Origin of the sequence: Saccharothrix lopnurensis, from assembly GCF_042658445.1 — a bacterium.
Lineage (GTDB): Bacteria > Actinomycetota > Actinomycetes > Mycobacteriales > Pseudonocardiaceae > Actinosynnema > Actinosynnema lopnurensis.
In genome coordinates this window covers 44,362-70,708 of record NZ_JBHSQO010000017.1, presented here as the reverse complement: position 1 = coordinate 70,708, position 26,347 = coordinate 44,362, and the positions used below count along the sequence as shown (strand labels likewise).

The window sequence follows — 26,347 nt, the reverse complement described above, 5'->3', positions numbered from 1 at the left end:
GATCGACCGCTCCACCACCGCTCCCGCTCTGCCAGACTGGACCGGCCTGCGCCCACCAGGCGGCCAGGCCACCTCACCGCACCGGGAAGGAAGCGCCATGGCAAAGATCCTGCGGATGCTGCCGGTCCTCGCGCTCGCGATCGGCACGGCCCTGCTCGTCCCGGCGATCCCGGCCGCCGCCGACGAGGCCGTGTCGACCGACGGGTTCACCTGGAGCAACGGGTTCACCTGGAGCAACGGCCACCTCGGGACGAACGGGTACACCTGGAGCAACTGACCGACCGGCGGGCCCGGCTCGACGACCTGCCGAGCCGGGCCACCGCACCGCACCGCACCCCTAGGCGATGCCGGCCGCGATCAGCTGCTGCCAGATCACCCCTTGGTCGACGACCTCGACCCCGAGCTTCTCGGCCTTGGTGAGCTTGCTCGCGCCCACGTCCGCGCCGGTGATCAGGTAGTCGGTGTTCGCGGAGACCGAGGTCGCGGTGGTCGCGCCCGCCTTCTGGCACAGCCGCTGGAAGGTGGGGCGGGGCACCTTCTCGCCGGAGCGCGGGTCGCTGATCGAACCGGTGACCACCACGGTCTTGTTCGCCAGCGGCGCGTCCGAGGCGACGACGGGCGGGAGGTCCTCCTCGCGCACGTCCAGCGACACCCCGCGCTCCCGCAGCCGCTCCAGCTCCGGCCGCAGGCGGGTCAGGTGCTCGACCAGCGAGGCGGCGACCTTGGGCCCGATGTCCTCGACCTCCACGAGCCGTTCCTCGCCCGCGTCGGCGACCTCCTCCAGCGAGCCGAAGCCCGCGCGGCACAGCCGGGCCGCCGTGCCCTCCGAGGCCATCGGGATCGCCAGCCCGATCAGCGCGCGGCGCAGCCCCACGGCCCGGCTCGCGGCGATCGAGTCGATCATGCGCGTGGCCGAGACCTCGCCGATGCGCTCGAACTCCAGCAGCTGCTCCTTGGTCAGCGCGTAGAGGTCCGACGGGTTCTCCAGCAACCCGACCTCGGCCAGCCGCTCGATCCACACCGGACCGACGGCCTCGACGTCCGCCGCCGCGCGGGACGCCCAGTGGATCAGCCGCCGCACGGTCTGGGCGGGGCAGGCGACGTTGGTGCAGAACAGCTCGCGGCTGTTGCCCTGCTCGGTCAGCCCGTGCCCGCACGACGGGCACGCGTCGGGCGGCACGATCTCCCGCTCCTCGCCCGTGCGCCTGGACTCGTCCAGCACCCCGGCGACGAACGGGATCACGTCGCCGGCCCGGCGGACCAGCACCGTGTCGCCGATCCGGATGCCGCGCGCCCGGATGACCTCCTGGTTGGCCAGCGTCGCGCGGGTGACCGTGGTGCCGCCCACGAACACCGGCTCCAGGTGCGCCACCGGGGCGATCTTGCCGGTCTTGCCGACGTCCCAGACCACATCGGACAGCACGGTCGTCTTCTCCTCGGCGGCGAACTTGAACGCCAGCGCGCCGCGCGGGGAGTTCGACCGCGTCCCGGCCGCCGCGAAGGCGGACCGGTCGGCCAGCCGCAGCACCGCGCCGTCCAGGTCGAAGTCCAGGTCGTTGCGCCCCCGCTCGATGCCGGTGATCACCTCCTGCGCCTCCTCCGCGCTGCCGCAGTGGCGCATCTCGGCGACGTCGAACCCGAGCGTCCGCAACCCCTGCTCCAGGTCGGCCGCGGCGGTGTCCCCGGAGGTGTCCAGGTCGAAGGCGAAGAACCGCAGCTCCCGCCCGGCGACCGTGGCCGGGTCCTTCGCGCGCAGCGTGCCCGCGGCGGCGTTGCGCGGGTTGATCAGCGGCTTGTCCACGTGCACGGTGTTGTAGGCGGCGAACGTGGACCGCAGCATGACCGCCTCGCCGCGCACCTCGACCCGGCCCGGCACGTCGACCCGCGCCGGCACCCCGTCGGTCAGCGCCCGCACCAGCACGGTCACGTCCTCGCCGGTCGTACCGTCCCCCCGGGTGACCGCCCGCGCCAGCCGCCCGTCCTCGTAGACCAGCGCCAGCGACAGCCCGTCCAGCTTCGGCATCACCACCACCGGCTGACCGGGGAAGCGGTCGAAGAACGCGGCGACCTGCTCGGGCCTGGTCGCCTTCTCCAGCGACAACATGGGGCGCGAGTGCCGGACCGGCGCGTGCAGCACCGCCGGCGCGCCCACCTGCTCCAGCGGGTTCGGGTCGGGCGCCAGCTCCGGGTTGGCCTCGACCAGCCCCCGCAGCTCGTCCTCGATCGCGTCGTACTCCGCGTCCGCCACCTGCGGCGAACCCCGGTAGTACGCGTCGCGCAGCACCACGACCCGGTCGGCGAGTTCCCGAATGCGCTCCTGAACGTCCACGGCGGGGACGCTACCGGCCCGCACCGACGACGTCCCGCACCCCGGCCGGATCTCCGCGGACACGGTCGGGCGAGGGGCGGGACCGCCGGAGGGGTGTCGCCACCCCTCCGGGACGGTCAGTCGCCCAGCGGGTTGAGCAGGTCCGCCTTGCCGTCGAAGGCGAACAGCAGGAGGTCGGTCATCCGGAACGTCCGGCGGTCCGGGCCGAGCGTGGGCCGCCACGACGGCTCGCGCACGATGGACGTCCGGCTGCCCTCCATCGCCCGGTGGAACACCTCGGCCACGATCCGGCCGCCGACCGGTCCGAGCAGGCCGCCGGTGAACTCCGCCTCCCGCAGCACGTAGAACCACAGCGGGGTGGCGGTGGCGACGGCGTCCTTCTGCCCGTCGGTCAGCGCGTCCAGGGACGCGCCCCCGTTGCCGACCAGGACCTGCTCCGCGGTCAGCGGCTCGACGCCCAGGCACTCCGCCATCTGCTGCCCGCTCGCCAGCCGGACCATGGTCGCCCGGGTCAGGTTGCGGAAGGCGAGGTTGCGCTGGATCTCCTCGAACACCGTCCCGCGCCCGCCGAAGGTGCCGGCGGGCAGCTGGTCCAGCGGGTTCACCAGCAGGGAGTCGATCCGCATGGTGGCGTTGCCGCCGCCGGCGGGCGGCGCCAGGTCCGGCCGGTCGGCCTCGGTGAAGTCGTACAGCCTGCGGAAGTCCGCGATCCAGTTGGTGGGCAGCGCGTCGACGCTCTCGTGGTGCGGGTTGTCCAGGTCCGCCAGCGACGACCCGGGGTCGAAGTTGCCGGAGGTCCCGCTGAACACGAACAGCAGGCGCAGCGTCGCCGGGATGCCGGTGCCCGTGTTGAACACCCGGTTCCACTCGTACTGCGACCGGATCATGCTGTGGCCCAACCGGTACGCGGCCACCGCGAACTCCAGCGGCATCGTCGGGTGCGGGCCCACCGGTCGCCGCCCCCGGCGGGGCGCCTCGAAGAACCGCCTGCCGCGGGTGAACACGTCGTCCACGATCGCCGGGTCCACGATCCGGGGCAGGAGGTCGTGGCGCAGCACCCACTGGTAGTGCCGCACCACCTGGCCGCGCGCCGCCTCGAACAGCCGCCGCCCGGTCAGGCCGCGCAGCGCGAGTTCGTCGACCACCCGGTTGTGGAACCTGATGAACGCCAGGTGCGTCTGCGCCACGGCCAGGTTCTCGTCGTTGCGCGGGTCCGGGATCAGCGGGCGCCTGCGGTCCTCCTCGGTCAGCCCGCCCTGCCCGAACCGGGGCAGGTCGAAGCCCTCCACCGGCCGGGAGACCAGCTCGTCGGCCGGTGGGCCCACGGGCGAGGTCGTGCCGACCTTCAGCTTGACCCGGTCCGCGGCGTAGCACACCCGGTCGATCGGGTCGTCCGGGCCGCGCCCGTAGACCGAGTCGAGGTCGAGCGCCGGCGAGCGGCCCTGCACCAGCTCGTCGAGGGTCACGTCCTCGCCGAGCCGGGTCTCGGTCCGGTCCATCGTCAGGTCGTGGTCGACGAACTGGCCGAGGTAGGTGAACCCCGCCGGCACCGGCGGGTCGGTGGACTCCGGCTGCCCGCCCGCCGCGGTCATCGCGGTCGCCAGCGCCACCCGGGTCCCCTCGTCGAGCGGGGGACCCTCCGGCCCCATCCGGGAGAAGCGGAACCGTCGCAGCTCCTCGACCGCGGCCGGGTGGCGCGTGTGCGCCACGCCGTCGCGGTCGAATTCGATCACCCCTTCGCCGACGACGAAGAAGCTGTTCCTGCCGTGCTGTTTCATAGACTCCCCCGAGTCCGTGAGAAGTGCCCCCGACCAAAGCGGGAGCGGGGCGGTCGCACCCCCTGTGGACGCCCTCGTCCCACATGTACCAGCAAATGGTGATCGTCCGCAGGGTGATCCGCATTTCCCGGTCCCTTTGTAGTCCACCCCGCCGGGAAACCCCCGTCTCGTCGGTGTGCCGGGAATCGTGCCGGCGGTGCCCACCGCGCACCGCACGCGCCCGTGCGAAGGCACCCGCGCGGGCGGCGGCCGAGGGGACCCGGGCGACCGCGGTGGCCTGGTCGGCCGGCGCCCCGCCCCGCTCGGCGGCCTGCTCCGCGCACGGCGCCCCACCCGTACTTCCCCCATCGCGACGCCAGGGGATTTTCGCGCGTGTCAACCCGAGCCCGGTCTGACCGCCGAAATAGGGTCAGCGCGCTGTTCGGCACAACAAAAGCACCGGTCGCGTTGCGGCGAACGGGTGCACCGTTCGGGGTGTTGTAACACCCGATGTGCCGTGGTCGACTTCCGGAATGGCGAATTGCCGCTGATGCGACAGCGCTCGCACGGTGAACTGCCGGTGGCATCTGAGGGGTGGCTCGTCATGACGACGCGGTACGCGCGGTTGAGCTCAGGACCGGCGGGGACGTTCCTGCGGTTGTTCGCGGTGGTGCTGGCCACGCTGGGGCTGGTCGTGGCGGTCAACGGCGTCGTGCCGCGCGTCGTGGTGGCCGCGCCCTGCGACGCGCCGGTGGTGAACCGGGTGGCGTGCGAGAACACGAAGGCGGGGGCCGACGGCTGGCAGGTCGCCTACCGGGACCCGTCGATCGTCGGTTATTCGACCGACATCAGCGCGGTGCCGGGCGGCCGGGTCGATTTCAAGGTGCTCACCAACGCCTCCGCCTATCGCCTGGACGTCTACCGGTTGGGTTATTACGCGGGCAAGGGCGCGCGGTTCGTCGGATCGGTGTCGCGGAATTCGGCGCAGCAACAACCGGCGTGCCTCCGCGACGGCCCCTCGGCGCTGATCGATTGCGGGAACTGGGCTGTTTCGGTGAGCTGGGACGTGCCGGTGGACGCGGTCTCGGGCGTTTACTACGCGCGGGCGCACCGCGACGACACGGGCGCGGAGAACGAGATCGTGTTCGTGGTCCGCGACGACACGAGCACCTCGGACGTCCTGTTCCAGACCTCCGACGCGACGTGGGCGGCGTACAACCGGTACGGCGGCAACAGCCTGTACTTCGGCGACGGTCCGGGGCAGGGCGGGCAGGCGTACAAGGTGAGCTACAACCGCCCCTACACCGGCGGCGACGGGGACGACAACTTCGTGTTCAACGCCGAGTACCCGATGCTGCGGTTCCTGGAGCGCAACGGCTACGACCTGAGCTACACCACCGACGTGGACTCGGCGCGGCGCGGGCACCTCATCCGGAACCACCGGGTGTTCATGGCGGTGGGTCACGACGAGTACTGGTCCAACGAGCAGCGCGCGAACGTGGAGGCGGCCCGCGCGGCGGGGGTGCACCTGGCGTTCCTGACCGGCAACGAGATCTTCTGGAAGACCCGCTGGGAGAAGTCCGTCGACTCCTCGCGCACCGACTGGCGCACCCTGGCCTGCTACAAGGAGACCAAGGGCGAGCAGGACGACGGCCTGGACGACTGGACCGGCACCTGGCGCGACCCGCGCCACAGCCCGCCCCAGGACGGCGGCCGACCGGAGAACGCCCTGCTGGGCAACATCTTCACCGTCTCCGGTCGCCGCGAGGACTCCCTCCAGGTGCCCGCCGCGTACGGCAAGATGCGGCTGTGGCGGCACACCGACCTCCAGGACATGGCCGCCGGCTCCACCCACACGTTCCGGCCGGGCACCCTCGGCTACGAGTGGAACACGGTGCCGGACAACGGGTTCCAGCCCGCCGGCGTGGCGAAGATGTCGCGGACCACGGTCCAGCTCAACGGCGCCTACGTGCTGAAGAACCACGGCGACCAGTACGGTTCCGGCACCGAGACCCACGCGATCACCTACTACCGGCACCTGAGCGGGTCGCTGGTGTTCGGCGCGGGCACCGTGCAGTGGGCGTGGGGCGTGGACGACGACCACGCCTTCCTGACCAACACCCCCACCTCCGACGTCCGGATGCAGCAGGCCACCGTCAACTTCCTGGCCGACATGGGCGTGGCCGCCGCGACCCTCCAGGCGAACCTGGTCCAGGCGACCGGCGTCACCGACGCGCAGCCGCCGGCGGTCGCCTACACCAGCGTGTCCCCGATCTCCGCGGTCGGCGCGCCGTACACGTTCTCCGGCACGGTGACCGACGCGGCCGGCCGGGTCGCCGGGGTCGAGGTGTCCACCGACGGCGGCGCCCGCTGGCACCCGGCGAACTGGCAGGCCGGCCAGGGCACGTGGTCCCACACCCACACGCCCACGGCCTCCGGGCAGCTGCAGCTGCGGGTGCGCGCGGTGGACGACTCGCTGAACCTGTCCGCCCCGGTGGCGGCCTCGGTCGGCGTGTCCCCGCGGACGTGCCCGTGCGGCCTGTGGACGACGGCCGACACACCGGCCGCGCCCGACAACGCGGACGGCACCCCGCTGGAGCTGGGCGTGAAGTGGCGCGCGGGCGTCGACGGCCAGGTGCACGGCGTCCGGTTCTACAAGGGGGCCGGCAACACCGGCACCCACACCGGCTCGCTGTGGTCGGCCACCGGCCAGCGGCTGGCCACCGGCACGTTCACCAACGAGACCGCGAGCGGCTGGCAGGTGCTGACCTTCACGACGCCCGTGGCGGTCACCGCGAACACCACCTACGTGGTCTCGTACTTCTCGCCCGCCGGCCGTTACGCGGCGGACAAGGAGTACTTCAGCCGCGAGTCCCGGTACCTGGAACCGCTCACCGGCCTGCGGTCCGGCGTGGACGGCCCCAACGGCATGTACCGCCTGGGCGCCGGCTTCCCGGACCGGACCTACCAGGGCAGCAACTACTGGGTCGACGTGGCGTGGTCGCCCGTGCCGTGAGCCACGGGTGGGCGAAACGGACGAGTTGCCCATTCCATTCGTTATCGTAACTAACTACCATGCGGGTGCGTGCTCCCTGTCGCACACCGGAGGAGTCCACCCGTGCCCGTACGCAGACGATCCGCCGCCCTGATCGCCTTCAGCACCCTCACCCTGCTCGGCGCCACCGTCACCGCTCTGCCCGCCCATGCCGCGCAAGACCAGGTCATGCTGGCCACCACGTGCAGCGAGACGCCCCGCGACCTGCCCGTCAACCAGTTCACCGACCACCGCGAACTCGGGGTCGAGCTCGACCGCATCGAGCGCGTCAGCGGTGGCCGGGTCGAGGTGGAGCAGCTCGGCCACAGCAACCGCGGCCGGGCGATCTGGTCGGCGCGGGTGGGCACCGGCCGCAAGGCCGTGCTGCTGACCAGCGAGATCCACGGCAACGAGAAGACCGGGACGGACGCCCTGCTCGACCTGCTCGACTGGGTCGGCACCAGCGAGAGCGCCAAGGCCGAGCGGTGGCGCAGCGAGCTGACCATCGTGGCGATCCCCAAGATGAACCCCGACGGCGCGGAGCTGGACCGCCGCGGCAACGACATGACCTGGCAGGAGGTGACCGCGCGCTTCCCGCAGCTGCGCGGCAGCCGGCCCGCGTGGAACTACTACACCCGGTCGCTCCAGGGTGACGACTACTCGGCGCGGCCGGGCTTCGACATCAACCGCGACTACCACCCGAACCTGGACTACGTGCCGCGCGAGGAGGACTTCCCGGGCACGTCCGCGCAGACCGGCTGGTACCTCTCGCCGGAGACCCGGGCCGTCCGGGACGTCTACCGGGGCCTCACCGCCGAGTTCGGCGAGGTGGACACCTACGTGGACCTGCACCACCAGGGCGCCTGCTACGTGATGCCCGCCGAGCCGGACGAGTTCGTCACGCTGTCGATCTCCGGCAGGTTCGTCGACGACCCGGCCACCACGCCGGGCCTGGAGCAGTACGCGGACCGGTACGACCTGGACTACTCGAAGCGGCTCAACGTCGCGGTGAACAACGCCCTCCAGGCCGCGGCCGCCAACCGCCCGGCGTTCGGCAACATCACGCTCTACCCGCAGGACACGAACCTGCCCGGCACCGGGCTCGGCTCCTTCGCCCTCAACGGCAGCGGCACCGTGCTGTTCGAGGTGCGCGGGCAGACCCAGACGCTGGGCCAGCAGCACCGGGCCATGCTCGTCCGCAGCGTCTACGTCGGGCTGGACGGGATGCTGTCGAGCATCGCCAGCGGCCAGGTGAACCGGCTCGACCCGGCCGACTACGACCGCATCCCGCCCCGGGGCCCGAACATCGGCACCGGCGGCGCGGACGCCGAGCGCCGCGTCGACGACCCGCGCGTCGACGTGCTGGAGCACTGACCGCAGAGGGTCGCGAGACCGCGACGGGGCCCCGGGGGAGTTCCCCGGGGCCCCGTTCCGCCTACCGGGACTGGAGCGCGTCCACCGCGACGGCCTGCGCGATCACCACGCGCCGGTCCACCTGCGGGTCGACGATCCGGATCAGGTAGTGGTCGCGGACCCAGGTCTTCTTGTCCACGCTGAACACCGGCCGGCCGTCGCGGGTGAAGTCGAAGTGGTAGCGGAACGGGAACGGCACGTTGTTGACGAACGGGAGCAGGCCCCACACGCGGCGCAGGATCGCCAGGCCGGCGTTGCGCTCGTTGCCGGTGGCCGTCGGCGCGCCCGCCTGGTCGAGGTGCCAGGTGGAGTTGGTCAGGGACCGGCCGAAGTCCTTGCGGAACGCCCCGATGGACCGGCCGTCGCCGTCGGTCACGTCGTAGCCGCTGCCCAGGTCGATCACCTTGCGCGCGCGGAAGCCCGCGAGCACCCGGCTCCGGCCGGCGTCGGTGTAGATGGTCACCTGCTCCTTGAAGGCCATCCGCTTCTGCTCGACGAACGCGACGAGCTGTCCCGGCTCCCCGCCCTCGTCGGCGAAGACCTCGTAGCGGTTCACCATCAGGGTGACCTTCTGGTGCATGTGCAGCACGTTCGTCGCCTGCGAAAGCATCGTTCCCCCTCGACCTCGTCAACCCGCAGTCTCTCACCCGGACGGGTGACAGGCTTGACTTTGGGGCCGGATGTTGCGACACGATAGCTATCGATTGACATTCGATAGGTAGGCACCGATACTCGATGCATGTTCGCAGAGCATCGGGCAGTCGGCCCGTTGAGAATCTTCCTTGTCGTGCTGTTCGGGCTGCTGCTCCTGTTCCAGGTGATGTCGCTGCCCGGCCAGTTCGCGCACATGGCGCGGGAGTCGCCCGAGTTCGCCTACCTCAGGTGGCCGGCGACCGCCGTGACCGTGTTCTGGGTGCTGTGCGTCCAGGTGGTGGTCGTGGCCACCTGGAAGCTGCTCACCCTGGTCAAGAACGACCGCATCTTCAGCGAGGGCGCCCTGAAGTGGGTGGACGTCATCGTGTGGGCCATCGCCGCCGGGTGGGTGACGCTCGCGGGCGTGCTGCTCTACGTCGGCTTCAACGCGACCGACCCCGGCCTGCCGCTGATGCTGTTCCTGATGTCGGTGGGCGTCGCCGCGCTGGGCCTGTTGATGGTGGTGATGCGGGCGCTGCTGCGGCAGGCCACCAGGTTGCGCGCCGACATGGAGTCGGTGATCTGATGCCGATCATCGTGCGCATCGACGTGGAGCTGGCCAAGCGCAAGATGAGCGTGGGGGAGTTCGCCGAGCGCGTGGGGCTCACGCCGGCGAACGTGGCGGTGCTGAAGAACGGCCGCGCCAAGGCCGTCCGCTTCAGCACCCTGGAGGCCATGTGCCGGGTGCTCGACTGCCAGCCCGGCGACCTGCTGGAGTGGGTCGACGAGGTCGACGAGCACGGCGCGCCCGTGCCCACCGACCCCGGGGCGGACGGTCACCGGTGATCGGGGTCCGCGGGCTGACCAAGCGCTACGGCGACGTCCTGGCCGTCGACGACCTGAGCTTCGACGTCGAGCCGGGCAAGGTCACCGGCTTCCTCGGGCCGAACGGGGCCGGGAAGTCCACCACGATGCGGGTGGTGCTCGGCCTCGACCGGCCCACCTCCGGGCAGGCCCTGGTCAACGGGCGCCTCTACACCGCGTTCGCCGAACCGCTCCGGGAGGTCGGCGCGCTGCTCGACCCCGGCGCGGCGCACCCCGGCCGCACCGGGCGCGCCCACCTGCGCGTGGCCGCCAGGGCGAACGGCATCCCGGCGCGCCGGGTGGAGGAGGTGATCGAGCGGGTCGGCCTCGGCCGCGCGGCCCGCCGCCGGATCAAGGGCTACTCGCTGGGCATGAGGCAGCGCCTCGGGATCGCGGCGGCGCTGATCGGGGACCCCGGCGTGCTGCTGTTCGACGAGCCGGTCAACGGGCTGGACCTCGACGGCGTCCGGTGGATCCGCGGGCTGCTGCGGCAGCTCGCCGACGAGGGCCGCACCGTGCTGGTCTCCAGCCACCTGCTCAGCGAGATGGAGCAGATCGCGGACCGGCTCGTCGTCATCGGCCGGGGCCGCCTGATCGCGGACGCGACGACCGAGCAGATCCTGGGCGGGCTGGGCCGCCTCCAGGTGCGGGTCCGCAGCCCGCGACCGGACCTGCTCCTGGCCGGGTTCCGGGAGCGCGGCCTCGTGGTCGAGCGCGTCGACGAGCACGAGCTGCGGGTCGAGGACACCACCGCCGAGGAGGTCGGCAGGCTCGCCCACGCCTGCGACGTCCCGTTGCAGCACCTCTCCGAGGTGCGCCAATCCCTTGAGGACGCCTACGTGGAACTGACCGGTGACAGCGTGGAGTACCACGGCGGCGGCGGCGAGGCCGAGCCCGTGCCGGCGGGGGGTGCGCGGTGACGGCGCCGTCGACCCCGGCCCGGTCGACCCCGGCCCCGTCGACCCCGGCGAGGGTCCACGTCGGGCGCGTGTTCGCCCGCGCCTGCGTCGCCGAGTGGACGCGGCTGTGGACGGTCAAGGCCAGCTGGTGGTTCCTGGCCGGGTCGGCGGGGGTGATGCTGGGCATCGCGGCCATCGCCGGCTCCGAGACGGCCGCCGACCCCTCGCCGTCCCCGGGCGGTTCGGCCTGGACGGCGGCGGCCGCCCCCGTCCTGCCGGGGCAGTTCGGCCTGCTCGCGCTGGCCCTGGCCGCGGTGACGTCCGACTACGCGACCGGCGGGATCGTCCCCACCCTCCAGTGGACGCCGCGGCGCGGGGTGCTGTTCCTCGCCCGCACCACCGTGGCGGTGGCGGTGGCCGCGGTGCTCGGCGTGCTGCTGGCCGTCGCCGCCGCGCTCACGGCCTTCGCCACGGCCCGGCCGGTGCTCGACCTCACCGCGGCGCGGGGCGCGGAGGTGCTGCCCCCGGTCGCGCTCGTCTTCGCGGCCGGCGCCGCCCTCGCGGTCGGGCTCGGCTTCCTGCTGCGCAACACCGCCGGCGCGCTGGTCGCGGTCTTCCTGCTGATGCTCGTGCTGCCGCTGGTGCTGCTGAACTTCGGCCAGGAGTGGGCCACCACGGTCGCGCGGGTGCTGCCGGGGTCGGGCGCGGCGTTCCTGCTCATCGGTGAGCTGCCGGGGATGACGGCGACCTCCGCGGTGGTCACCCTGCTCGGCTGGGCCGGCGGCGCCCTGCTGCTGGGGTGGCTGCACCTGTCGCGCGACGACGCGAACCGCTGAACGGCGGGGGAACCCGCGCGGAACACCGAGGGCACGTCGTGGGCCGGGAGGAGGGGCGACCCGGTCCACGACGTGCCCGCCCGCCGATCGGCCCTGCGGGCCGGTCGCCGCACCGGGAACCAACTCGCCCACGACGACCCGGCGCAGCGCCCGAGCGACCGCACGCCCGGCGTCCGCCACCAGCAGGACGGCCCCGAGTGCCGTTGCGAAGTGCGGGGCTGTCACCACAGCGTCCACCCGCCACGTGTTCCGGAGGAGGGGTCGTGCCGGGGTGGTCTGCTGCCGGCCGGCCGCCGCCCCACCACCAACCCTGCCGCCGGCCGGCCGGTCGCCTCCCGGTCCGGAGGTCCCCGACCTCCCGCCTAATGCGAAAATTTCTCACCCGTTCGCCGGAGACGATCGCGCGTCGCGCTGAGTAACTTCCACAGCACGGTCCCTGCCTCTGATCGACCCTCGAAAGGTGGAAGATCATGAACCGTGCCGGAAAACGACTGATCACCTTAGCCGGTGCGCTAGCGTTGTGCCTGGTCAGCGTCCCCGCGGTACAAGCCGCCCCGTCCGGGACGTACTGGACACCGGAGCGCATGCGCGCCGCCGCCCCGCTCGACATCCGCACCGCGGACGCCTCGGCCCTGCGCGTCACCATCCCCACGGGCGAACCGGCCTCCGTCGCACCGATGGCCTTCCCCCACGGCGGCGGCCCGTGGACCGGCGGCGGCGCCGTCGTGACCACCGCGGGCCGCGTGTTCTTCACCTACCAGGGCCGCAACGCCTCGTGCAGCGGCAACGCCGTCACCAGCGGCAACAAGAGCACCGTCATCACCGCCGGGCACTGCGTCAAGCTCGACGGCGCGTACCACACCAACGTCGCGTTCGTCCCGGCCTACAACAACGGCAACGCCCCCTACGGCACGTGGAACGCCCGGCGCACCCTGGCCACCCCGCAGTGGGACGCGACCGAGGACATCAACTACGACATCGGCGCCATCGTCGTCGGGCAGCTGAACGGCCAGTCGCTCACCGACGTGGTCGGGTCGCAGGGCATCGCGTTCAACCAGCCGCGCGCGGTCGACGCCTACGCCTTCGGCTACCCCGCCGCCGCCCCGTACGACGGCACCAGGCTGATCTACTGCGGCGGCAGGACGTTCAACGCCTTCCTCAGCAACGGCCTCGGCATGACGTGCGACATGACCGGCGGCGCCAGCGGCGGTCCCTGGTTCCGGTCGTTCTCCGAGGCGACCGGCACCGGCACGCTCATCTCCGTGAACAGCTACAAGATCAACATCATCCCGACCTGGATGTTCGGCCCGTACTTCGGCACGGACGCCCAGAACCTCCACAACCAGGCGCAGGCCGCCTGATCCCCGCACCGCGAGCCGGGCGCGACGCCACGCGCCCGGCTCGCGCGTGAGCGCGCAAACCCTGTCGCCGCGCTCGGAAAGTCTACACAGGACAGTTCTTCTGGGACAGTGCGGCCGAGGCCGCGCGCGGCCGCCCCGGTGTGACGGCCGGGGAGCGGTGCTCGGCCGGCTCCCACACCACCCCGGTGTCGCTCGCGACGCACGTCGGCGCGCTGCCGAGCAGCCTCTCGTGCCAGGCCGGGACCGCCGGGTAGTCCCTCACCGGAATTCCCGCGAACAGGTCGAGGGGCGTGGGCGACGCACGCCCGACCGCCAAGGGGTTGATCCGTCCGATCCGGTCGCGATCCCCCGGGCGACGCGACGCCGCCGCGTCCTCCTGTGGTCGTACACGACGTGCGACCGCAGTGCGATCCGTGATGACCCCGCCGCCGACCAGGATCCCCACGGTCACCAGTTCACCGTGCGCACCCGCCCCGGCCGATCCGCGCACCGCTCCGCCCGGAGGACGGATGTCGCTCTCGACGGTGGGTCGCCCCGCGCCCGCCGCAGGTCTCCGCCCACCCGACCGCCCGGCCGGGCCCACCGGCGCCACGGGGCACGACCGGCTGCGCTGGACCGGTTTCGGCGGCGTCCTCCTGCTCACCGCGGCCGCCTGGACCGGGGTGGCGGCGTCACCGTCGTCCACCGCGGCCGCGCTGTCGCTCGCCGCCGGGGTCACCGGCGCGGGCCTGCTGGTGCTGTCGTGGGCGCTGCTCGGCCGCGCCGTGTTCACCGGTCCCACCCCGCCGACCGCGCGCGGGCTGGTGTGGACGCTGGTGCTCTGGTGCGCCCCGCTGCTGGTCGCCCCACCCCTGTTCAGCGCCGACGTGTTCAGCTACCTGGCGCAGGGGGAGATCGCCGCGCGCGGCCTGGACCCCCACGTCGTCGGTCCCGCGCGGGGGCTGGGCGCGGCCTCGGAGGTCGTCGGGCGCGTCGGGGCGCACTGGCGCGACACGCCGTCGCCCTACGGCCCGCTGTTCGGCGCGGTGGAGCGGCTGGTCGCCCGGGTGTCGGAGGGTGACCCGGTGACGGGCGTCCTGCTGCACCGCCTGATCGGGCTCCTGGGGCTGGTGCCGGTGGTGTGGGCGGTCCTCCGCCTCGCCTCGGCCGCCGGCGCGTCGCGGCGCGCGGCGCTCTGGCTCGGCGTGCTCAACCCGCTGGTGCTCTGGCACCTCGTGGCCGGTGTCCACAACGACGCCCTGATGCTGGGGCTCATGCTCGCCGGCACGGCGATCGCGCTGCGGGCGCTGGAGGCGCGCGTCGAGTGGCGGCCCCTGGCGCTGGGCGTGGTGCTCATCGCCCTGGGCGCCCTGGTGAAGCTGCCCGCGCTGGTCGCCCTGGCCGTGGTCGGCACCGCGCTCGCGCGCCGCCGCGGCGGCCGGTTCGGGGACTTCCTGCTCGCGGGCGTCGGCATGGTCGTGGCGTTCGCCGCGGTGTCCGCCGCGGTCTCGTCCCTGACCGGGCTGGGGTTCGGCTGGGTGGGCGCGCTGGGCACGTCGGGCCGGGTCGCGAGCTGGCTGGCGCCCACGAACTGGTTCGGTTTCCTGGTCGGGGGAGCGGGCGCGGTGTTCGGCGCGCAGATCACCCCGGTGGCGCTCGGCGTCGGCAGGGTCCTCGGCTCGGTGCTGGTGGTGTGCGGGATCGGGGTCCTGCTGCACCGGCAGCTGCGCGGGCGGGTCGACGCGGTCACGTCCCTGGGCGGGGCACTGGGCCTGGTCGTCGTCTTCGGCCCGGTGGTGCAGCCCTGGTACCTGCTGTGGGCGGTGATCCCCCTCGCCACGACCCGGCTCCCGCGCCGGGCGTGGACCGGTCTGGGCGCGCTCGTCGCGCTCTCCGCCGTGCTGGTGCCCCCACCGGCGGGCGACCACACCGGCCACCTCGGCCCACTCGTCTTCGGCTACGGGGTCGGCGCCCTGCTGGTCGGGGTGGCGTTCCTGCTGCTGCGCGGGGCGCCGCCGCACCGGTCCGCGCCTGGCGTGTCGATGTCGCCGGGGGCGCCACCGGCCCCGGCACCCGCGTGATCCTGTGGCGCCGCAACAACGACGGCGCGCAGCGGTGGCGGCACCGGCGTTGACACCCCTCCGACGACCGGATTACCGTCACCCCCGCAGGTCTAGCGCTAAACCTGACTGAGGGGCGCGGATGGCGACGGACGGGCAGTGGTGGCGGGACGCGGTGGTCTACCAGGTCTACCCACGCAGCTTCGCCGACTCGAACGGCGACGGCGTCGGCGACCTGCCCGGGGTGCGGTCCCGCCTGCCCCACCTGCGGGACCTCGGGGTCGACGCGGTGTGGCTGTCCCCGTTCTACGCCGGGCCCCAGGCCGACGGGGGCTACGACGTGGCCGACTACCGCGCCGTCGACCCGGTCTTCGGTACGTCGGCCGACGCCGAGGCGCTGATCGACGAGGCGCACGCGCTGGGCCTGCGGGTCGTGGTGGACCTGGTGCCCAACCACTCCTCCGACCGGCACGCCTGGTTCCGGCGGGCCCTGGCCGAGGGACCCGGCTCGCCCTTCCGCGACCGCTACCACTTCCGGCCCGGCCTCGGCCCGCGCGGCGACCGGCCGCCCAACGACTGGGGATCGCTGTTCGGCGGTCCCGCCTGGACCCGGACGACGGACCCGGACGGCTCGCCGGGCGACTGGTACCTGCACCTGTTCGCGCCGGGACAACCGGACTTCGACTGGGAACACCCCGAGGTCGCCCGGGAGTTCCGCTCGGTCCTGCGCTTCTGGCTCGACCGGGGGGTGGACGGGTTCCGGGTGGACGTGGCCCACGGCCTGGTCAAGGCGGCCGGCCTGCCCGACCACGGCCGGTCGGCCCGGCTGCTCGACCTGACCGCCACGCCGTTCTGGGACCAGGACGGCGTGCACGAGGTCTACCGCGACTGGCGGCGGCTGCTCGACTCCTACCCCGGCGGGCGGATCGGCGTGGCGGAGGCGTGGGGCCCGACCCTGGCCCGCACCGCCCGCTACGTCCGCCCCGACGAACTGCACCAGGCGTTCAACTTCCACTACCTCACCTGCGCCTGGGACCCGGCCGCGCTGCGCGCCGTGGTCGACGACTCGCTGGCCGCGATGCGCGCGGTCGGCGCGCCGGCGACCTGGGTGCTGTCCAACCACGACGTGGTCCGGCACGCCACCAGGCTCGCGCCGTGCGCCGACCGCGCGACCGGGCTGCGCCGGGCCAGGGCCGCGACCCTGCTGATGCTCGCCCTGCCCGGCTCGGCCTACCTGTACCAGGGGGAGGAGCTGGGGCTGCCCGAGGTGCCGGACCTGCCCGACGACCGCCGCCAGGACCCGGCCTTCCGGCGCACCGGCGGTCGGGACGGCCACCGCGACGGCTGCCGGGTGCCGCTGCCGTGGCACGGCGACCGCCCGCCCTACGGCTTCGGCCCGCCGGGCGGCCCGAGCTGGCTGCCGCAGCCGGACGAGTGGGCCGGCCTGTCCGTCGCCGCCCAGTCCGGCGTGCCCGGCTCGACCCTGGAGCTGTACCGGGCGGCGCTGGCGCTGCGCCGCGCCCACCCGGCCCTCGGCGGCGGGGACGACCTGACCTGGCTGGCCGGGGACGACGCCGTGCCGGCCTTCGAGCGCCGGGCCGGCGGTGCGGTGTTCCGGTGCGCGGTCAACGCGGGGGAGCACCCGGCGAAGGTCGAGGTCGAGGGGGCGCTGCTGCTGTCCAGCGCGCCCGTGGACCACGACGGGGCGCACGTGGTCCTGCCGCCGGACACCGCGATCTGGTGGACCCCCGCCTGACCCGCCCCGCGCCTGACCCGCCCCGCGCCCGGCTCGCCTCAGCCGACCCCGCCCGGCGGCGCCGTCGAACCCCGCTCCACCAGGTGCACGTCGAGCACGAGGGGCGCGGTGGGCCGCTGCCCGCCACCGGCGACGTCCAGCAGCCGGTCGACGGCGCTGGTGGCCTTCCCGACGAGGTCCTGCGCGACCGTGGTGAGCTTGGGCGTGACGTAGGCGCTGATGTCGATGTCGTCGAAGCCCACCACGGACACCCGGGCCGGCACGGGCACCCCCGCGTCGGCCAGCCCCTCGATGAGGCCGATCGCCAGTATGTCGGCCGTGGCGAACACCGCGGTCGCGGTCGGGTGGTCGGCGAGCAGCCGCCGGCCGAGCGCGACACCCTCCTCGTGCGTGGTGTTGACCGTCTCGACCGGACTGTCCTCGGCGGACAGGTCGAAGTCCTCGAAAGCCCGGCGGAAGCCCAGGAACCGCTCGTGGACCACGCCCACGTCGGTGAACCTGGGCCCGGCGAACACGATCCGCCGGTGCCCCAGGCCGAGCAGGTGGGCCGCCGCCAGGCGGGCGCCGGTGAAGTCGTCGGAGCGCACGCCCGTGGTGAGCGGGTTGGTCGAGTAGCTGTCGATCGTCAGCAGCGGGATCGGGCCCGCCACGGCCGGGCCCAGGCGGTCGACCTCCTCGTCCAGGAAGCCGAGCAGCACCGCGCCGTCGAGGCTCCAGGACCGCAGGGCCTCGGTGATCTCCGCGGTGTCGGAGATCCCGCGCAGCAGCAGGTGGTAGCCGCGCCGGCGCAGCCTGCGCTCGATCTGCCCGAAGATCGCGGTGTTGTGCGGGCTGATGGCGAGGCTGTCCTCGTCCGCGGCGGGCACCAGCAGGCCGATCAGCCGGGAGGTGCGCGCGGCCAGGCTGCGGGCCGACGCGCTGGGGACGTAGCCGCGCTCGGTGACGATGCGGCGCACCCGCTCGACGGTGTCGGCGGAGACCCGGGCGTGCCTGCCGTTGATCACGTTGGAGACGGTCATGATGCTGACGCCGGCTTCCTCGGCGATGTCCTTCAGGGTTACCCGCACCGGATCGTTCCCCTCTCTCCTCGTGGGCCAGCGTAGGAGGCGGAGCCGTCCCCCTCGTTGACACACCTGCGGCGACCGGGCTAGTGTCCCACACCACAGATATAGCGCTAAACCACATCTGATCAGCGACGATCGGCCTCTTCGCCGCGCGTCGATGCGGAAGCGAGGGGTGGGATCGTGAGTACGGGTCATCCGGCGACGGATGGGCAGTGGTGGCGGAACGCGGTGATCTACCAGGTCTACCCGCGCAGCTTCGCCGACTCCGACGGCGACGGGACCGGCGACCTGAACGGGGTGCGCACCCGGCTGCCGTACCTGCGCGACCTGGGTGTGGACGCCATCTGGTTCACCCCCTGGTACGCCTCGCCGCTGGCCGACGGCGGCTACGACGTCGCCGACTACCGGGCCATCGACCCGGCGTTCGGCACGCTGGCCGACGCGGAGGAGCTGATCGCCGAGGCCGCCGGGCTGGGCATCCGCACCATCGTCGACGTGGTGCCCAACCACGTCTCCGGCGAGCACGCCTGGTTCCGGGCGGCGCTCGCCGCCGGGCCCGGCTCGCCGGAGCGGGAGCGGTTCTGGTTCCGCGAGGGCCGCGGCGAGCACGGCGAGCTGCCGCCGACGGACTGGGTGTCGAGCTTCGCGGGCGGCACCTGGACGCGCGTGCCGGACGGGCAGTGGTACCTGCACCTGTTCGCGCCCGAGCAGCCCGACCTGAACTGGAACCACCCGGACGTGCGGCGCGAGCACGAGGACGTGCTGCGGTTCTGGTTCGACCGCGGCGTGGCGGGCATCCGGGTCGACTCGGCGTCCATGCCGGTCAAGGACCCCGCGCTGCCCGAGGTCCCGGAGACCTACGAGGCCGGCGGGCACCCGTTCATCGACCGCGACGAGCTGCACGACATCTACCGCGCCTGGCGCGCGGTCGCCGACTCCTACGCCGAGCCGCGGGTCCTGGTCGGCGAGATCTGGCTGGACGACCGGCAGCGCTTCGCCCGCTACCTGCGCCCGGACGAGATGCACTCGGCGTTCAACTTCGACTTCATGGGCCGCTCGTGGGACGCCAAGGAGCTGCGCGAGTCCATCCGGTCCACCCTGGACGCCCACGCCCCGGTCGGCGCGCCGCCCACCTGGGTGCTGTCCAACCACGACGTGACCCGCCCGGTCACCCGGTACGGCAGGCAGGACAGCGCGTTCAGCTTCGCGGCCAAGCGGTTCGGCACGCCGACCGACCTCGCGCTGGGGGAGCGGCGGGCCCGCGCCGCGGCGCTGCTCACCGCCGCGCTGCCCGGCGCGCTGTACGTCTACCAGGGCGACGAGCTGGGCCTGCCCGAGGTGGAGGACCTGCCGCCGGAGGCGCTCCAGGACCCGATGCACTTCCGCTCCGGCGGGGTGGACCCGGGCCGCGACGGCTGCCGCGTGCCGCTGCCGTGGACCCGCTCGGGGCGCACGTTCGGGTTCGGCCCGGACGACCGGGACCAGGACCAGGCCGAGCTGGGCCGGGCCGGGGTGGGCGCACCCACCTGGCTGCCGCAACCGGCCACCGGGTGGGGTGAGCGCTCGGTCGAGGCGCAGCAGCGGGACCCCGGTTCCGTGCTCGCGCTCTACCGCGCCGCCCTGGCCCTGCGCCAATCCGAACCCGCGCTGCGCGGCGAGGACTTCGCCTGGCTCGACCACGGTGAGGACGTCATCGCCTTCACCCGCGACGACGTGGTGTGCGTGGTCAACCTCGGCTCCGCACCGGTGCCGCTGCCCGACCACCGGGAGGTGCTGCTCACCAGCGCCGACCTCGACACCGACCCCAGCGCCGACCCCAACGCCACCCACCTGCCCACCCACCTGCCCACCCACCTGCCCACCCACCTGCCCACCCACCTGCCCACCCACCTGCCCACCCACCTGCCCGCCGACGCCGCCGCCTGGCTGCGCCGCTGATCCACCACGGGAGCAGAACGATGAAGTTCACCGCCGCCGCGTCGCGGTCCGCCAGGGCCGCCGCGGTCGCCCTGGTCCTGCCGCTCGCGCTGTCCGCCTGCGGCTCCGCCCCCGACGACGAGGTGGGGGCCGACGGCAAGGTCCGCCTCCGCGTCGCCCTGGACGCCGGGCTGGAGAAGGGCGCGGTCGACGCGTTCAACGCCCGCGTCGAGCAGTTCGAGGCCGCCCACCCGGACATCGACGTGGAGAGCCAGGAGTACACCTGGACCGCCGCCTCGTTCACCGCGCAACTCGCCGGCGGCACGATCCCGGACGTGTTCACCGTGCCGTTCACCGACGGCCGGGGCCTCATCGAGCGCGGGCAGGTCGCCGACGTCAGCGAGCAGATCGGGGAGCTGCCCTACGCGGGTGCGCTCAACCCGAACGTCGCCAAGGCGGGTCAGGCCGCCGATGGGAAGCAGTGGGCCGTGCCGATCGCCGCCTACGGGCAGGCGCTGCACTACAACCGCACCCTGTTCACCCAGGCCGGGCTCGACCCCGACCGGCCGCCGACGACGTGGGCCGAGGTGCGGTCCGCGGCCAGGCTGATCTCCGAGCGCACCGGCCAGGCCGGCTACGCCCAGATGACCTCCGGCAACACCGGCGGTTGGGTCCTCGCCACCCTGGGCTACGCCTTCGGCGGCCGCGTCGAGCGGATCGACGGCGACCGGGCCGAGGCCACCATCGACACCCCGGAGATGGCCGAGGTGCTGACCACCCTGCGCGCCATGCGCTGGGAGGACGACAGCATGGGCGCGAACTTCCTGTACGACTGGGCGGGCATCAACCAGGACTTCGCCGCGGGCCGCATCGGCATGTACGTCTCCGGCGGCGGCAACTACGGCAACCTGGTCACCCAGAACGGCCTCAAGCCCGAGGACTACGGCGTGGCCGCGCTGCCGCTGGCGGACGACCCCGACGCGGGCGTGCTCGGCGGCGGCACCCTGGCCGTGGTCAGCCCGAAGATCGGCGACCGGGGCAGGGACGCCGCGGTGGAGTGGATCGACTTCTACTACATGGGCAAGCTGACCGACCGGGAGGCCGCGGTCGCCGACGCCAGGACCCTCGCCGAGACCGGCCAGCCGGTCGGCGCGCCCGCCCTGCCGGTGCTCGACCGGGCCACCTACGACCGGGCCCGGGAGTGGACCCGGGAGTACGTGAACGTGCCGCTGGAGCAGATGGCGCCCTACACCGCGGAGATGTTCGACCAGCCGCTGCTGACCGAGCCCACCCGGTCGACGCAGGACGTCTACAAGATCCTCGACCGGACCGTGCAGGCCCTGCTGACCGACTCCGCCGGCGACGTCCCCACCCTGCTGGCCGAGGCGGACGCCGAGGTCCAGGCCCGGATCGACCGGGGCTGAGCCGTGACCGTGCAGTCCCCGACCCGCGCGGTGGCGGCCGGCACGCCGCCGCGCGGTCCCCGGCCCGTGCCGCGCCGCCGCCGCAACCCCGCCGGCTGGGTCCGGCGGGGCGGCCTGAGCACCCTGGTGTTCCTGCTGCCGCTGCTGGTGGTCTTCGGGGTGTTCTCCTGGGCCCCCATCGTGCAGTCGGTGGTGATGAGCTTCCAGCGGACCAACCTCGTCGGCCCCGCCGAGTTCGTCGGCCTGGACAACTTCGCCCGCGTGCTGGCGGACCCGCTGCTGTGGACGGCGCTGGAGAACACCCTGTGGTTCGCCCTGCTGGCGCTGCTGTTCGGCTACCCGGTCCCGCTGGTCGCGGCCGTGCTGATCAGCGAGGTCCGCGAGCGCAAGGGCCTGTTCAGCGCGCTGGCGTACCTGCCGGTGGTGGTGCCGCCGGTGGTGGCGGTGCTGCTGTGGAAGTTCTTCTACGACGCGAGCCCGACCGGGGTGTTCAACACCGTCCTGGGCTGGGTCGGCCTCGGGCCGTGGCAGTGGTTGCAGGACCCCGGCTCGGCCATGCCCGCGCTGGTGCTGGAGGCGACCTGGGCGGCGGCGGGCGGCACGGTCATCATCTACCTGGCGGCCCTGGCGGGGGTGCCCACCGACCTGTACGAGGCCGCCGAGATCGACGGCTCGGGCATCTGGCGCAAGGTGTGGCACGTGACGCTGCCCAGGCTGCGCGGCGTGCTGATCACCACGTTCATCCTCCAGGTCATCGGCACCGCGCAGGTGTTCCTGGAACCGTTCCTGTTCACCGGCGGCGGCCCGGCCGACTCCACCACCACGCTGCTGCTGCTCATCTACGACTACGCCTTCGCCAACAGCCTGGGCGGGGACTACGGCGCGGCCACCGCGTTGAGCGTCGTGCTCGCCGCCGCGCTCGCCCTGTTCTCCGTCGCCTACTTCCGGCTGACCCGGTCCTGGAGCACCTCGTGAGCCGCGGCCTGGTCTCGCCCTCGGAGTGGGCCACCCCCACCACGCGCCGCGTCCTGCGCGGGGCGCAGGGGCTGCTGCTGGGCGGGTTGCTGCTGACAGGCCTCGGCCCGGTGCTGTGGCTGGCCAAGGCCGCGGTCACGCCCACCCAGGACACGCTGCGCACCCCGCTGTCGGTGTTCCCGAACGGCCTCGACCTCACCAACCTCGCCACCGCGTGGACCCGGGTCGAGATCGACGAGCACTTCGTCAACACCGTGGCCCTGGCCGCCGGGTCGTGGCTGGTGCAGCTGGTCGTGGCCACCACCGCCGGGTACGCGCTGGCGGTGCTGCGCCCCCGCTACGGCGGCCTGGTCACCGGCGTGGTGCTGGGCACGCTGTTCGTGCCCTCGATCGTGCTGCTCGTGCCGCTGTACCTGACCGTGGTCGACACCGGCATGATCAACACGTTCTGGGCGGTGTGGCTGCCGTCCGGGGCCAGCGCGTTCAACGTCGTGCTCGTGCGGCGGTTCTTCGCGAGCCTGCCGCGCGAGGTGTTCGAGGCGGCCCGCGTGGACGGCGCGGGCCCGTTCCGGGTGTTCTGGTCGGTGGTGCTGCCGCTGTCGCGGCCGGTCATCGGCGTGGTGTCGGTCTTCGCCGTGGTGGCCAGCTGGAAGGACTTCCTCTGGCCGCTGCTGGTGCTGCCCGACCCGGCGGTGCAGCCGCTGTCCGTGCGCCTGCCCGCGCTCCAGCGCTACGTGGAACTGGACGTGTTCCTCGCCGCGCTGGCCATCTCGACGGTCATCCCCGTCGCCCTGTTCCTGGTGTTCCAGCGCCTGTTCCTGCGGGGCGGCGCGCTGGAGGGCGCGGTCAAGGGATGAGCCCCGGCCCGACGGCGGGCCCGCCCTGCGAAGTTCCCCCTGCGAAGTTACCCCTGCGAGGAGAGACGACGACGATGTTGAGCAGAAGCACGCCCAAGACCGGCCTGGCGGTGCTCGCCACGGTCCTCATGACAGCGGGTCTGATCACGCTGTGGAGCTCCGCCGCCCCGGCGGCCCCGGTTACCCTCGAAGCCGAGTCGGCCGCCCTGTCCGGTGGGGCGCGGGTGGAGACCGAGCACGCCGGCGGCACCGGCTCCGGCTACGTCGGTGGGTTCACCGACGCCAACCGGGGCACCGCCAGGATCACCTTCACCACCACCGCGACGGCCGGCCCGAACAGCCTGACCCTGCGCTACGCCAACGGCACCGGCTCCACGCGCACCCTCACGCTGACCGTCAACGGCAGCGCCCGCCAACTCCCCCTGCCCGCCACGGCCGGGTGGGCGTCGTGGGGCACCGCGACCGCCTCCGTGGCGCTCAACGCGGGCGGCAACACCATCGCGGTGGCCTACGGCTCCGGCGACAGCGGCAACGTCAACCTCGACCACCTCGCGCTCGACCCGACCCCGGTCGCGACCGGCACCCTCGAAGCCGAGTCGGCCACCCTGTCCGGTGGGGCGCGGGTGGAGACCGAGCACGCCGGCGGCACCGGCACCGGTTATGTCGGTGGGTTCACCGACGCCAACCGGGGCACCGCCAGGGCCACGTTCACCACCGCCGCGACGGCCGGCCCGAACAGCCTGACCCTGCGCTACGCCAACGGCACCGGCTCCACCCGCACCCTCACGCTGACCGTCAACGGCGCGGCGCGGCAGGTGTCGCTGCCCACCACGGCGTCCTGGAGCACCTGGGGCGAGGTGACGACCTCCGTCGCGCTCACCGCCGGGAGCAACACCGTCGCGGTGGCCTACGGCGACAGCGACAGCGGCAACGTCAACCTCGACCACGTCAGGCTCACCACCGCCCCGACCACCACCACGACCCCGGGCCAGCCGGGTCCCGCCGGCTCCTACGAGCTGGAGACCGCCTTCACCGCGGGCGGCGCGACCACCACCACCTCCCCGGCCGGGGCCACGGGCGCCGGGTCGGTCGTCCTCCCGGGCGTCGGCGCGCTCGTCACCCGCACGGTCAACCAGGCCGGGGCGGGCACCGCGACGGTGACCCTGCGCTACACCAACCCCGCCTCCTCCGCGCGCACGATCACCCTGTACGCCAACGGGATCAGGCAGCGGCAGCTGTCGCTGCCCGCGGGCGGCGGCTGGCAGACCACCACCCACCAGCTGGCCCTGCGCACCGGCCTGAACCTGATCGGCTACCGGGTCGTCGCCGGCGACACCGGCGGCGTGCAGCTCGACCACGTCACCGTCACCAACACCCGGGGCCTGGCGCAGCGCGGCGCGACGGTCCCGTACACCACCCACGAGGCCGAGGCCGGCGCCGGCAACGGCACCCGGATCTCCGGCCGCGCCTACACCACCGAGGCCGCCGAGGCGTCGGGCCGCGCCGCGGTGAAGCTCACCGGCACCGGTAGGCACGTCGAGATCACCCTGACCGCGCCCGCCAACGCCGTCACCGTCCGCGCGGGCCTCCCGGACAGCGCCGCGGGCACCGGCACGACCGCGCCGCTGGCCGTCTACGCCGACGGCGCCAAGGTCCGCGACCTGGCGCTGACCTCGAAGTACAGCTGGATGTACGGCCCCTACCCGTTCGCCGGCGCGCCCGGCGGCGAACGCCCGCACCGCTACTTCGACGACGCGCGGGCCCTGCTGCCGCGCACCTACCCGGCCGGCACCGTGCTGAGGTTCGCCAAGGACACCGACGCGACCCCGTACATCACCGTGGACCTGATCGACACCGAACTGGTGGACCCGGCGTTCACCGCGCCCGCCGGCTACGTCGACGTCACCGCCCACGGGGCCCGGCCGAACGACGGCGTGGACGACACCGCCGCCCTCCGCGCCGCCGTCTCCGCCGCGCGGGGCACGGCCACCCGGGGCGTGTGGATCCCGGCGGGCACGTTCTCCGTCCCCGGCCTGATCACCTTCAGCGGCGTCGACCTGCGTGGCGCGGGTCCCTGGCACACCGTGCTCCAGGGCTCGAACCGGCGTGGCGGGTTCTACGTCAACGGCGGCGACGCGCAGCTGGCGGACCTCACCTTCGACGGCGACGTGACCACCCGCGACCCGGACGGCGCGCCGAACTCCGACGCGTTCGTCGAGGGCGAGTTCGGCACCGGCTCGCTGGTGTTCAACGTGGCCACCAACCACGCCAAGGTGGGCCTGTGGGTCAAGGCCGCCAACGGCCTGCACGTGGTCGGCGCGCGGATCCGGAACACCATGGCCGACGGGGTCAACGTCAACGGCGAGACCGCCAACGTGCGCGTCGAGCAGAGCAGCTTCCGCAACACCGGCGACGACGCGCTGGCGATGTGGTCGTGGGAGTCCGCGGGCACGGTCAGCCGGAGCGTGTTCGCGTTCAACACGGTGGCGCTGCCGGTCCTCGCCAACGGCGTGGCGATCTACGGCGGCACCGACAACCGCGCCGAGGACAACCTGATCTCCGACACCGTGTTCAACGGCAGCGGCGTCATGGTGTCCACCTGGCACGCGTCCAAGCCCTTCGGCGGCACCACCGCGATCCAGCGCAACACCCTCACCCGCACCGGTTCGCGCCACTGGGACTGGCACACCCACACGGGCGCGGTCTGGTTGTTCGCCGAGCGCGCCGACATCACCGGCGCGGTCGTGCTGCGGGACCTCCAGGTCGACGACAGCTCCTACCACGGGCTGCTGCTGAGCTGGCAGCGGGCGATCGGCGACCTGACCGTGGGCAACGTGCGGATCAACGGGACCGGCGGGGCGACCGACAGCTTCGACGACGGCGCCGGGACCGTGACCAACGCCAACTCCAACGGGATGCACTTCGACCAGGTCACCGGCACCGGGCGGTTCGACGACGTCGTGGTGTCCGGGGTCCGGGGCGCCGGCAGCCAGGCGCTGGTCAACGTGGGCAACACCTTCACCGTCCAGCGCGGGGCCGGCAACTCCGGCTGGTGAGGACCGGTCGCGGGCCCGGCACAGCGTCTGGATGATCAGCGCGCCGCGAAACTCGAAGCGGGTGGTGATGTAGGCCAGCGGCAGCGCGAACAGCGAGGCCAGCCCCACCGTCATCGCCGAGACGTAGAACGAG

20 protein-coding genes are annotated in these 26,347 nt (G+C 73.3%); 15 read left to right on the top strand and 5 right to left on the bottom strand.

Translation table 11 applies throughout. The features are described from left to right. Nucleotides 1-97 precede the first annotated feature (97 nt). Complete coding sequence (locus tag ACFP3R_RS18570; protein ID WP_380637485.1) at nucleotides 98-277, top strand: hypothetical protein; 180 nt, start codon at nucleotides 98-100, stop codon at nucleotides 275-277. A gap of 60 nt (nucleotides 278-337) precedes the next feature. On the opposite strand, the gene ligA is transcribed toward ACFP3R_RS18570, so the two are convergent. Beyond that, nucleotides 338-2,329, bottom strand: coding sequence for an NAD-dependent DNA ligase LigA (ligA, locus tag ACFP3R_RS18565; protein WP_380637484.1), 1,992 nt, complete (start codon nucleotides 2,327-2,329; stop codon nucleotides 338-340). A 116-nt stretch (nucleotides 2,330-2,445) separates the two neighbouring features. Further along, nucleotides 2,446-4,107 (bottom strand): peroxidase family protein, encoded by a 1,662-nt coding sequence (locus tag ACFP3R_RS18560; RefSeq protein ID WP_380637483.1) that lies wholly within the window; start codon nucleotides 4,105-4,107, stop codon nucleotides 2,446-2,448. A 583-nt stretch (nucleotides 4,108-4,690) separates the two neighbouring features. On the opposite strand from ACFP3R_RS18560, the gene ACFP3R_RS18555 reads away from it, so the two are divergent. Both ACFP3R_RS18555 and ACFP3R_RS18550 read left to right on the top strand, forming a co-directional pair. After that, nucleotides 4,691-7,102 carry a N,N-dimethylformamidase beta subunit family domain-containing protein gene (locus ACFP3R_RS18555; protein WP_380637482.1) on the top strand — a complete coding sequence of 804 codons (2,412 nt, stop codon included), beginning with the start codon at nucleotides 4,691-4,693 and terminating at the stop codon, nucleotides 7,100-7,102. Between the two features lie 102 nt (nucleotides 7,103-7,204). Then, nucleotides 7,205-8,494 (top strand): M14 family zinc carboxypeptidase, encoded by a 1,290-nt coding sequence (locus ACFP3R_RS18550; RefSeq protein ID WP_380637481.1) that lies wholly within the window; start codon nucleotides 7,205-7,207, stop codon nucleotides 8,492-8,494. Between the two features lie 61 nt (nucleotides 8,495-8,555). On the opposite strand, the gene ACFP3R_RS18545 is transcribed toward ACFP3R_RS18550, so the two are convergent. Then, nucleotides 8,556-9,143 (bottom strand): LURP-one-related family protein, encoded by a 588-nt coding sequence (locus ACFP3R_RS18545; protein ID WP_380637480.1) that lies wholly within the window; start codon nucleotides 9,141-9,143, stop codon nucleotides 8,556-8,558. Nucleotides 9,144-9,272: 129 nt separating this feature from the next. On the opposite strand from ACFP3R_RS18545, the gene ACFP3R_RS18540 reads away from it, so the two are divergent. The 5 genes from ACFP3R_RS18540 to ACFP3R_RS18520 all read left to right on the top strand — a co-directional run bounded on the left by ACFP3R_RS18540 (nucleotide 9,273) and on the right by ACFP3R_RS18520 (nucleotide 13,126). Further along, nucleotides 9,273-9,752: a DUF2975 domain-containing protein gene (locus tag ACFP3R_RS18540; RefSeq protein ID WP_380637479.1), complete on the top strand. Its 480-nt coding sequence runs from the start codon at nucleotides 9,273-9,275 to the stop codon at nucleotides 9,750-9,752. Next, complete coding sequence (locus tag ACFP3R_RS18535; RefSeq protein ID WP_380637478.1) at nucleotides 9,752-10,012, top strand: helix-turn-helix domain-containing protein; 261 nt, start codon at nucleotides 9,752-9,754, stop codon at nucleotides 10,010-10,012. The genes ACFP3R_RS18540 and ACFP3R_RS18535 overlap by 1 nt, the downstream gene beginning before the upstream one ends. After that, a complete protein-coding gene (locus tag ACFP3R_RS18530) occupies nucleotides 10,009-10,950 on the top strand; it encodes an ABC transporter ATP-binding protein (RefSeq protein ID WP_380637477.1) in 942 nt (313 codons plus the stop codon). Before ACFP3R_RS18535 ends, ACFP3R_RS18530 begins: the two co-directional genes overlap by 4 nt. After that, a complete protein-coding gene (locus ACFP3R_RS18525) occupies nucleotides 10,947-11,765 on the top strand; it encodes a hypothetical protein (protein ID WP_380637476.1) in 819 nt (272 codons plus the stop codon). The genes ACFP3R_RS18530 and ACFP3R_RS18525 overlap by 4 nt, the downstream gene beginning before the upstream one ends. A 470-nt stretch (nucleotides 11,766-12,235) precedes the next feature. Next, nucleotides 12,236-13,126 carry a trypsin-like serine peptidase gene (locus ACFP3R_RS18520; protein ID WP_380637475.1) on the top strand — a complete coding sequence of 297 codons (891 nt, stop codon included), beginning with the start codon at nucleotides 12,236-12,238 and terminating at the stop codon, nucleotides 13,124-13,126. Nucleotides 13,127-13,208: 82 nt separating this feature from the next. On the opposite strand, the gene ACFP3R_RS18515 is transcribed toward ACFP3R_RS18520, so the two are convergent. After that, entirely contained in the window at nucleotides 13,209-13,388 is a 180-nt protein-coding gene (locus tag ACFP3R_RS18515) for a hypothetical protein (RefSeq protein WP_380637474.1), read from the bottom strand. 247 nt (nucleotides 13,389-13,635) lie between these two features. Here ACFP3R_RS18515 and mptB point away from each other — a divergent pair, with 247 nt between their 5' ends. Next, nucleotides 13,636-15,186 carry a polyprenol phosphomannose-dependent alpha 1,6 mannosyltransferase MptB gene (mptB, locus tag ACFP3R_RS18510; RefSeq protein WP_380637473.1) on the top strand — a complete coding sequence of 517 codons (1,551 nt, stop codon included), beginning with the start codon at nucleotides 13,636-13,638 and terminating at the stop codon, nucleotides 15,184-15,186. A 121-nt stretch (nucleotides 15,187-15,307) separates the two neighbouring features. Beyond that, nucleotides 15,308-16,921 (top strand): glycoside hydrolase family 13 protein, encoded by a 1,614-nt coding sequence (locus ACFP3R_RS18505; protein ID WP_380637472.1) that lies wholly within the window; start codon nucleotides 15,308-15,310, stop codon nucleotides 16,919-16,921. A gap of 38 nt (nucleotides 16,922-16,959) precedes the next feature. Here the strand turns inward: ACFP3R_RS18505 and ACFP3R_RS18500 are convergent, their stop codons facing one another. Beyond that, nucleotides 16,960-17,988 carry a LacI family DNA-binding transcriptional regulator gene (locus ACFP3R_RS18500; RefSeq protein WP_380637471.1) on the bottom strand — a complete coding sequence of 343 codons (1,029 nt, stop codon included), beginning with the start codon at nucleotides 17,986-17,988 and terminating at the stop codon, nucleotides 16,960-16,962. A 225-nt stretch (nucleotides 17,989-18,213) separates the two neighbouring features. Here ACFP3R_RS18500 and ACFP3R_RS18495 point away from each other — a divergent pair, with 225 nt between their 5' ends. The 5 genes from ACFP3R_RS18495 to ACFP3R_RS18475 all read left to right on the top strand — a co-directional run bounded on the left by ACFP3R_RS18495 (nucleotide 18,214) and on the right by ACFP3R_RS18475 (nucleotide 26,214). Then, the gene (locus tag ACFP3R_RS18495) at nucleotides 18,214-19,923 is read left to right on the top strand and encodes a glycoside hydrolase family 13 protein (protein ID WP_380637470.1); all 1,710 of its coding nucleotides are present in this window, start codon (nucleotides 18,214-18,216) and stop codon (nucleotides 19,921-19,923) included. A gap of 20 nt (nucleotides 19,924-19,943) precedes the next feature. After that, on the top strand, nucleotides 19,944-21,326 hold the full coding sequence (locus tag ACFP3R_RS18490; protein WP_380637469.1) for an ABC transporter substrate-binding protein: 1,383 nt from the start codon (nucleotides 19,944-19,946) through the stop codon (nucleotides 21,324-21,326). 3 nt (nucleotides 21,327-21,329) lie between these two features. Then, complete coding sequence (locus tag ACFP3R_RS18485) at nucleotides 21,330-22,301, top strand: carbohydrate ABC transporter permease (protein ID WP_380637468.1); 972 nt, start codon at nucleotides 21,330-21,332, stop codon at nucleotides 22,299-22,301. After that, entirely contained in the window at nucleotides 22,298-23,158 is an 861-nt protein-coding gene (locus tag ACFP3R_RS18480; protein ID WP_380637467.1) for a carbohydrate ABC transporter permease, read from the top strand. The genes ACFP3R_RS18485 and ACFP3R_RS18480 overlap by 4 nt, the downstream gene beginning before the upstream one ends. Nucleotides 23,159-23,232: 74 nt before the next feature. Continuing rightward, nucleotides 23,233-26,214, top strand: coding sequence for a carbohydrate-binding protein (locus ACFP3R_RS18475; RefSeq protein ID WP_380637466.1), 2,982 nt, complete (start codon nucleotides 23,233-23,235; stop codon nucleotides 26,212-26,214). The last annotated feature ends 133 nt before the right edge of the window (nucleotides 26,215-26,347 follow it).

What these genes read in the sequence shown, in the direction of transcription:
- ACFP3R_RS18520 (WP_380637475.1), top strand. Translation starts at nt 12,236, where the DNA reads ATGAACCGTGCCGGAAAACGACTGATCACCTTAGCCGGTGCGCTAGCG.
- ACFP3R_RS18555 (WP_380637482.1), top strand. Translation starts at nt 4,691, where the DNA reads ATGACGACGCGGTACGCGCGGTTGAGCTCAGGACCGGCGGGGACGTTC.
- ACFP3R_RS18540 (WP_380637479.1), top strand. Translation starts at nt 9,273, where the DNA reads ATGTTCGCAGAGCATCGGGCAGTCGGCCCGTTGAGAATCTTCCTTGTC.
- ACFP3R_RS18535 (WP_380637478.1), top strand. Translation starts at nt 9,752, where the DNA reads ATGCCGATCATCGTGCGCATCGACGTGGAGCTGGCCAAGCGCAAGATG.
- mptB (WP_380637473.1), top strand. Translation starts at nt 13,636, where the DNA reads ATGTCGCTCTCGACGGTGGGTCGCCCCGCGCCCGCCGCAGGTCTCCGC.
- ACFP3R_RS18490 (WP_380637469.1), top strand. Translation starts at nt 19,944, where the DNA reads ATGAAGTTCACCGCCGCCGCGTCGCGGTCCGCCAGGGCCGCCGCGGTC.
- ACFP3R_RS18560 (WP_380637483.1), bottom strand. Translation starts at nt 4,107, where the DNA reads ATGAAACAGCACGGCAGGAACAGCTTCTTCGTCGTCGGCGAAGGGGTG.
- ACFP3R_RS18505 (WP_380637472.1), top strand. Translation starts at nt 15,308, where the DNA reads ATGGCGACGGACGGGCAGTGGTGGCGGGACGCGGTGGTCTACCAGGTC.
- ACFP3R_RS18475 (WP_380637466.1), top strand. Translation starts at nt 23,233, where the DNA reads ATGTTGAGCAGAAGCACGCCCAAGACCGGCCTGGCGGTGCTCGCCACG.
- ACFP3R_RS18545 (WP_380637480.1), bottom strand. Translation starts at nt 9,143, where the DNA reads ATGCTTTCGCAGGCGACGAACGTGCTGCACATGCACCAGAAGGTCACC.
- ACFP3R_RS18570 (WP_380637485.1), top strand. Translation starts at nt 98, where the DNA reads ATGGCAAAGATCCTGCGGATGCTGCCGGTCCTCGCGCTCGCGATCGGC.